Genomic DNA, 7,687 nt, shown 5'->3' on the forward strand with positions numbered 1-7,687 from the left:
ATTACTAATTGATAATTAATTTTCTTATGAACTTCAATCAATCGGAACAATCCGAACAACATAGCAATTCTCAAACATCAGCATTACCACAATCAAATATAAAACCGATTGGGCAGGCCGCTGATGCTGAGAAAAATGATGGGGCTCAAAAAGGGCCTCAATCTTTGATTAACCTCCCCAAGGGAGGTGGTGCAATTCAAGGGATTGGCGAAAAGTTCGAAACCAATCCAGTCACTGGAACCTTCTCGATGAGCGCTCCCCTGTCCATTAGTCCTGGACGAAATGGCTTTACCCCACAACTGGGACTATCCTACAATTCGGGTGGTGGAAATTCCGCTTTTGGTTTGGGCTGGAGTGTTGGCATTCCTAACATTACTCGCAAAACTGACAAAGGCTTGCCTCAATACGATGACAACAACGAATCGGATACCTTCATTCTTTCAGGAGCCGAAGATTTGGTGCCTGTTGATGAAGCAACACAAAGCCAAGGTGATTATGTGATTAAACGCTACAGACCTCGTACCGAAGGTTTGTTTGCCCAAATAGAACAATGGCGCAACACCACAAATGGCGAAGTACACTGGCGCACCATCTCCAAAGAAAATCTTACATCCATATATGGAAAAGATGCATCCGCCAGAATTGCCCATCCCAATGATTCCACAAAAATATTCAGCTGGTATTTGCAAGAGTCTTACGACGCATTGGGGAACCTGATGCGATATACCTACCTGAAGGAAAACAGCGACAATGTTTCACCTGATGAATACGAAAAACATCGCCTGGCAAGCAACAAAGCCTTTACCAACATCTATCCCAACCAGGTGCTATATGGCAACACCAATATGTACGAGCCTGTTGATGGAAATTATGCAGGCAATTGGCTTTTTACCCTGGCCTTCGACTATGGCAACTACAGCACTTACAACAGCAATGGAAGTACTGTAACACCAACGGCAAGCTGGAACAAACGTCAGGATCCTTTCTCGGTGTACCGGGCAGGATTCGAAATGCGTACCTATCGTTTGTGCGAACGTGTCCTCATGTTTCATCATTTCACAAACGACCTGGGAGCCAATGCCCAATTGGTAAAATCTACCAAACTACAGTACAGCAAGGATGAACACATGGCACAACTCATGCAGGTGGAACATGTTGCTCACGATGGTGCACAAACTGCATCAATGCCTCCTTTAAGTTTTACCTACAGCAAAGCACAGGTAAGCGGCAAATTACATAGCGTCAAGCAAGATGCGATGGACAACCTACCCAATGCTTTGGCAACATCAGGTTGGCAATGGGCCGATTTGCATGGTGAAGGCATTAGCTCTCTGCTAAAAACCGAAAATGAAGCCTGGTATTACAAGCCGAACCTGGGCGATGCCCACTGGACCGACAGCAGCGAAACCATAACCGATCCAACTCCTGTTTTTGGAGAAGTACAACAGCTAGACCTAAAGCCCAATGTAAAACAAGCTCGTGCTGCTTCTTTTTACCTGGGCGATGTAAACAGCGATTCGCAAGCCGAAATGATTGTTCACGCTCCCGGCATTCATGGATATTACAGCTATGAGGATGGTGAGTGGCAAAATTTTCAGTCATTCAACAACATGCCCAATGTTGACATGAACCATCCGGATGTGAAGCAAATTGATCTTTCGGGCGATGGTTTGGGCGACTTGCTAATTAGTCGTGGCAATTACTTCGAACTCTACCTTTCGGCAGGGAAAGAAGGATACAAAGGCTATCGTAAGATAGATATGGGTCATGATGATGATTTGGCTCCCGTAATACTCTTCTCCGATGCCAAAAACTCCGTTTACCTGGCTGACATGACAGGCGATGGCTTGAGCGACATTGTGCGCATCACACACCATTCGGTTTGCTACTGGCCAAACATGGGTTATGGTCGTTTTGGCGAAAAAGTGTTAATGGCCAATCCGCCATTATTGGATGCGCCCGATCGTTTTAACCCATCGCGAGTACTTTTAACTGATGTTGATGGCACGGGCACAACCGATATCATCTATTTAAATGCCTCACAAGTTGCCTACTATAAAAACCAGGCTGGTAACTCCTGGAGCAATGCAAACTTTATCAGTGCTTTCCCGGCTGTTGATAATTTATCGCAGGTATCGGTAAGCGATCTAATGGGAAATGGTACGTCCTGTTTGGTTTGGTCTTCCCCATTACCACACCACCAGCATCACTTGCTTTTTGTGGAACTTACATCAGGCATTAAGCCCTATTTGTTAACGGCTTTCGAAAACAATATGGGCCGCAAGGTGAATTTGCAATATGCTCCCTCTACCAAATTCTACATGCAGGATAAATTGGCTGGCAAGCCATGGTTCACCCGTCTCCCCTTCCCTGTTCAGGTATTGGAACGCGTAGAAGATCTCGAGCAAGTAAGCAATACCAAACTGGTAAGTAAATATGCTTACCACCACGGACATTACGATGTATACGAGCGCGAATTCCGGGGTTTTGGTATGGTAGAACAATGGGATACCGAAGATCTTGTAGATTCTACTAACGGGTATCAAGATCCTGTATACACAAAAAGCTGGTTTCACAATGGCATTTACAAAAACAGAGAGGCAATTTCTACGCAATTTGCACAGGAATATTTTAAGGGCGATAGCCAGGCCTGGACACTTCCCGATTCTGTTTTGCCTTCAGGCTTAAGCCACGAAGAAGAACGTGAAGCATGTCGTGCACTGCGTGGGCAATTGTTACGTTCCGAGATTTATGCCAAGGATGGATCAGGCAAAGAAGACCTTCCTTATATGGTGGAAGAAAAAAACATGACCGTAAAGCTCTTGCAAGCCAAGGGCCAAAACAAACATGCCGTGTTTTTGCCGATTAACAACGAGGCCATCTCTTACCATTACGAAAGAGATGCAAATGATCCAAGAATTGCCCATACGCTAACTTTAAACACCGATGATTACGGCAATGTATTGGATTCTTTTAGCATTGCTTATCCTCGTCGTTCTGCTTTGGCTACCAACGAACAGAAAAGTTTAAAAGTGCTTTGCTCACAAAACGCTTACATCAACCGTTCCGAAAGCAATCTGCAAATGATTGGGATTGCTTATGAAAGCAAACAGCTGGAATTTACGGGTTTGGTGTATACCGGAAATCCTTTCAACAAGGAAAGTTTGCAGGCAGCTTTGGATTTTGCCAACGAAATTAATTTCTCTGCTGCACCCTCAAGCAAATTGGAAAAGCGTTGTTTTCAACATCAGAAATCATTTTTCTACGATGAGGCTTTAACAGGAAGCTTGCCATTGGGACAAATTGCATCTCATGCCTTGCCTTACAAATCGCTTGCAGCTGATTTAACTGAAGATCTGATCAACAAGGTAGATCTTTCGGGCGAGAAATACAGCATAGAACGCTTATCCAATGAGGCAGCTTACGTGTTTGAACCAGGAACTGGTGATCAGTCCGGAGTTTGGTGGATTCCTTCGGAAGTGGTCAGCTTTAACAAACTGGCTTTCTACCTGCCAGGCATGCAGACCGATGCTTTTGGGAACAAAACCCACATGACATACGATGCCTATCATTTGATGCTGACCGGAACCACAGATGCCCTGGGTTTTAAAAACACAGCCGAGATAGACTATCGCGTATTGCAGGTAAAAAAACTGACCGATCCCAATGGAAATGGACAGGAATTGGCTTTTGACACCCGTGGAATGGTGAAGGCAGTGGCATTATTTGGTTCCAAGGATGAAGGCGATACCCTTGCCGACCCAAGCATGAAATACAGCTACGATTTGGATGCCTGGACCCGCGAGCAAAAACCAGCACAGGGACATGTACAGTTGCATGTGAAACACGGACCTTTGAACAGCCAATGGGTAGAGAGCTATGAATACACCGGTGGCTGGGGAAACCTGGTAATGACCAAAGTTCAGGCCGAAGATGGCAAAGCCATGCAGGTAAGCGCTGATGGTTCAGTACAAACCGTACAAACTTCAAACCGCTGGACAGGCACCGGGCGTAGCGTATTCAACAACAAAGGCATGGTGGTACGCCAGTACGAACCCTATTTTAGTACCACACACGAATTTGAAGATGAAGATGTATTGGTTCAACATGGTGTAAGCCCGGTATTATATTACGATCCGACAGGACGTAACATACGCACCAATCTTCCCGATGGTACCTTTACCAAAGTGGAGTTTACCCTTGGGAACAGCGCAATTACGACCAAAACGATACAGTTTTGGAAAGTAAATGGTACACCAATTTGGGAAGTCCCGACCCAACCGGTTCCGAACCTGCCGACCTAAATGAAAGGGCTGCATGGCTCGCTGCCAAACATGCCGATACGCCGCAGGTACGTTATTTCGACAATATGGGCCGCGAGTATATGGTGGAGGACGACAATGGCAGCGATGGCAAATACCGTGTGCATACCAAGCTTGATATTGCAGGTCGCCCCGTAGAAGTTACCGATGCCAAAAACAGGCTGATGACCACCAATACTTTTGCCATGCAACAAGCCTTGCAAGTACACAATATCGACTCGGGTACACGCACAATGCTGAACGATGCAGGCGGGCAGCCACTATACCTATGGGACAGCCGAAATCCTGCGCTGCCGCACGAATCCTTTCGTGTGGTTTATACCTACGATGCCCTGCGACGCCCATTAGCTACTTACTTAAAAGAAGAAAACAATACTGAAATAAAAGTACAAGAACAGGTTTATGGTACCTCAGATTTTCTGAACAACATCGGGCAGTTGGAATTCCAGTACGACCAAAGTGGCCGCACACAAATGGTAAGCTACGACTTTAAAGGAAACCCTGAAATGACAGGCAAAACCTTTTACTCCGATTACCAGGGCTACCGAGATTTAGCTAAAAGTCAGGCATTACAAGCCAAAGTCTACACCTCTGAAATTGCAGTTGATGCCCTTAACCGCCCGGTGAGCAAAACCCTACCCGATGGCTCGGTGGAAACCTACCAGTACAACAAGGCAGGATTGCTGGAAAGCATGAGCTCTGGCGGAAAAGCCTACATCAACAACATCAATTACAACGAGAAAGGACAGCGCACCGATATCTATTATGCCAATGGCAGCAAAACCAAATATGAATACGATGCAAAAACCTTTCGCTTAACGCGATTGCTGACCTCTCGAAATACAGGAAAGGATATTCTGCAAGACCTGAATTATACCTACGACCCTGTAGGCAATATTGTAGAACAGGTTGACAAGGCACAGCAAACTTTCTATTACAGCAACTCTGTAATTGAGCCCAAAGGACAATACGAGTACGATGCCCTGTACCGTTTAACAAAAGCCACCGGACGTGAGTTGAACAGCCTGGCCATGCCAACACATAGCGATTTTGCCAACAACATTGGCCTTCCCAATACGGCTGCCAATGCCATGCAAAACTATACGCATAACTACAGCTACGACCAACTGGGGAACATGGAAAAGGTAAATGCCGAAGGCAGTTGGACACGCAACTACTTTTACAACGCCCACAACAATTACCTTTTGGGACATACTGATGGAGTGAACGAGTACACCTACGATGCCCATGGCAATATGCTAAGCATGCCACACCTGCAAGCCATGCACTGGGATTACAACGATTGGCTGAGCCAGGTAGAACTGGATGCCAATGGCAACAAGGCCTTTTATGTGTACAATGCAGGAGGAGAACGCGTGCGAAAAGTAGTAGTAAAAGGCAATATTCGAGAGGAACGATATTATTTTGGTGATTTCGAAATATATCATAAATTTGTTAGCAATTCACTGGTAACAGAGCGCACAACTGTTAATATCTCAGACGATAAGAAAAAGATTGCAACAGCCGAAACGCTCACCATTGATCAAGGTTCTTTGACAGTTGACCCTGTAGCAATCATCCGCTACCAGTACGACAACCATTTGGGTTCTGCCTCATTAGAGTTAGACGAAAGTGCCGATATCATTTCTTACGAGGAGTACCATCCTTTTGGAACTACCTCATACCGAAGTGGCCGCAGCGAGACCGAAACCTCTCAAAAGCGCTACAAATATGTAGGCAAAGAACGTGATGAGGAAACCGGACTCTACTATTATGGCTTCCGTTACTATGCAGCCTGGATTTGCAGGTTTGTGAGTGTGGATCCTGATTTTTTACAATATCCAATATTAACACCATTCTGTAATGCAGCCAACAATCCTATCACTTTAACCGATTATAAAGGAAGAGGTCCAATTTTTGGAAAAGAAAAAGCAAAAGGAGCTAATTATATTACAGGGCTTGGATATGGTATTGTAGATGGAGCTGCTGAAACCGTAGATTCTGCTAAATTTGTTGGTTATCTGGGCACGTACCTTACCAAAAAGCAAAACCCATTGTCAATGGTTGGACACCTGGGCTTGACTTATTTTGATTCTGGTTATAGAAACTTTTCTCAAACCATGGATCAAATTCCAACAATTGCATTAACTGTTGCCCAACAATTTATAAGTGATGAAAATTTCAGACATCAAGTTGCAACTAATTTAACTGAATCAATAAGTGCAATTCCTGGGGCAATAGGTGATTATTTTAGAGAACTAACTTTTCAGGAAGGAAACGGTGTAGCGGGATATCAGCATGGTAAGATTCTGTTTGAAGTATTAGTAGAAGTAGCTACCGCTGGTGCAGGTAATGCAAAACACATAGCTACCTTGCTCAAAAAAGGAGGCAAAGAACTTACTGAATTTCTTGTCAGACAAGGTGTGCCTGAGTTGCTTGAGAAAAAATTTACAAAGAGTTTTCTTGATCCAACGGACGGTATTAACTACACAAGACGTGTAGCAGGAAAACATCATCTTTTTCCTGTGTCTTTAGGAAATAATCTGCGTTACGGACATAAATCATTAACAAACCTTGGAAGTACTAAACATACGATATTACAAGGAGCTCTTGATGATCATTTAAAAACGGTCAAAAAAACATTATCCGACGGAACAATAGTGGATATGTTTGCTAGAAAAGGTAATAGTAGAGCAAAAATTAAAAAGAACTTCACCCTTGAAGAACGAATTCAAGCTGTTGATGATTTTTATAAAACTTTTGACAATGGAAGCTACTATCCAGCTTTTAGAATGGAATTAAATGCTGCAACAAAGGCTGACAAATTAAAATAATAAATTGATATGAGTAATTTTAGAAAAGAAGAAGAATATGAGGAAATGGCTGCAACATTTCAGGTATTCATTATACATTGGCTTAATGATTCTCTAATCCGTCAAGGAATAAAAGATAAGGAAACAAGACGAAAAATCGTAAAAGATTTCGGATTTCCTTTTTCAATATGGAAAGACCAATATTGGTTTAAAGATGATGATGATAATAAAGTTTTCCCTTTAATAGCATTTTCAACCAAAGGTCCTGCTGCTGATATGGATATAGAAGATCTTGGAGATGTTTATTTACCTACCAAAGGATTCTCCTTTAAAGGATATTGGAATGGTAACATTTCATATTACTATGACGAAATAAATGAAAATATTGAAGAAATTCCAACTGGTTTAGATTAATTAAATACCCCCTGATAGTCCGAGCATGAACTAACTGCTGGTACGAGCGTTTTCCGCTCGTATCTATTTTCAAAGAAAATAATGTAAACACAACCCACTTGCAGCAATGTGAGTGGGTTTTTTCTTTCAACCCCCCGC

General features: G+C 43.4%; 3 protein-coding genes. All 3 read left to right on the forward strand.

Translation table 11 applies throughout. The features are described 5' to 3' along the window. Positions 1 to 26: 26 nt before the first annotated feature. From M0051_RS16015 to M0051_RS16025, 3 genes are read left to right on the forward strand one after another with little or no spacing between them, the layout of a single operon-like run. On the forward strand, positions 27 to 4,304 hold the full coding sequence (locus M0051_RS16015) for a SpvB/TcaC N-terminal domain-containing protein (RefSeq protein WP_306742524.1): 4,278 nt from the start codon (positions 27 to 29) through the stop codon (positions 4,302 to 4,304). Then, positions 4,238 to 7,156 carry an RHS repeat domain-containing protein gene (locus tag M0051_RS16020; protein WP_306742525.1) on the forward strand — a complete coding sequence of 973 codons (2,919 nt, stop codon included), beginning with the start codon at positions 4,238 to 4,240 and terminating at the stop codon, positions 7,154 to 7,156. The genes M0051_RS16015 and M0051_RS16020 overlap by 67 nt, the downstream gene beginning before the upstream one ends. Before the next feature lie 9 nt (positions 7,157 to 7,165). Beyond that, on the forward strand, positions 7,166 to 7,549 hold the full coding sequence (locus M0051_RS16025) for a hypothetical protein (RefSeq protein WP_306742527.1): 384 nt from the start codon (positions 7,166 to 7,168) through the stop codon (positions 7,547 to 7,549). The last annotated feature ends 138 nt before the right edge of the window (positions 7,550 to 7,687 follow it).

It is taken from the genome of Marinifilum sp. D714, from assembly GCF_030851345.1.
Classification (GTDB): Bacteria; Bacteroidota; Bacteroidia; order Bacteroidales; family Marinifilaceae; genus Marinifilum.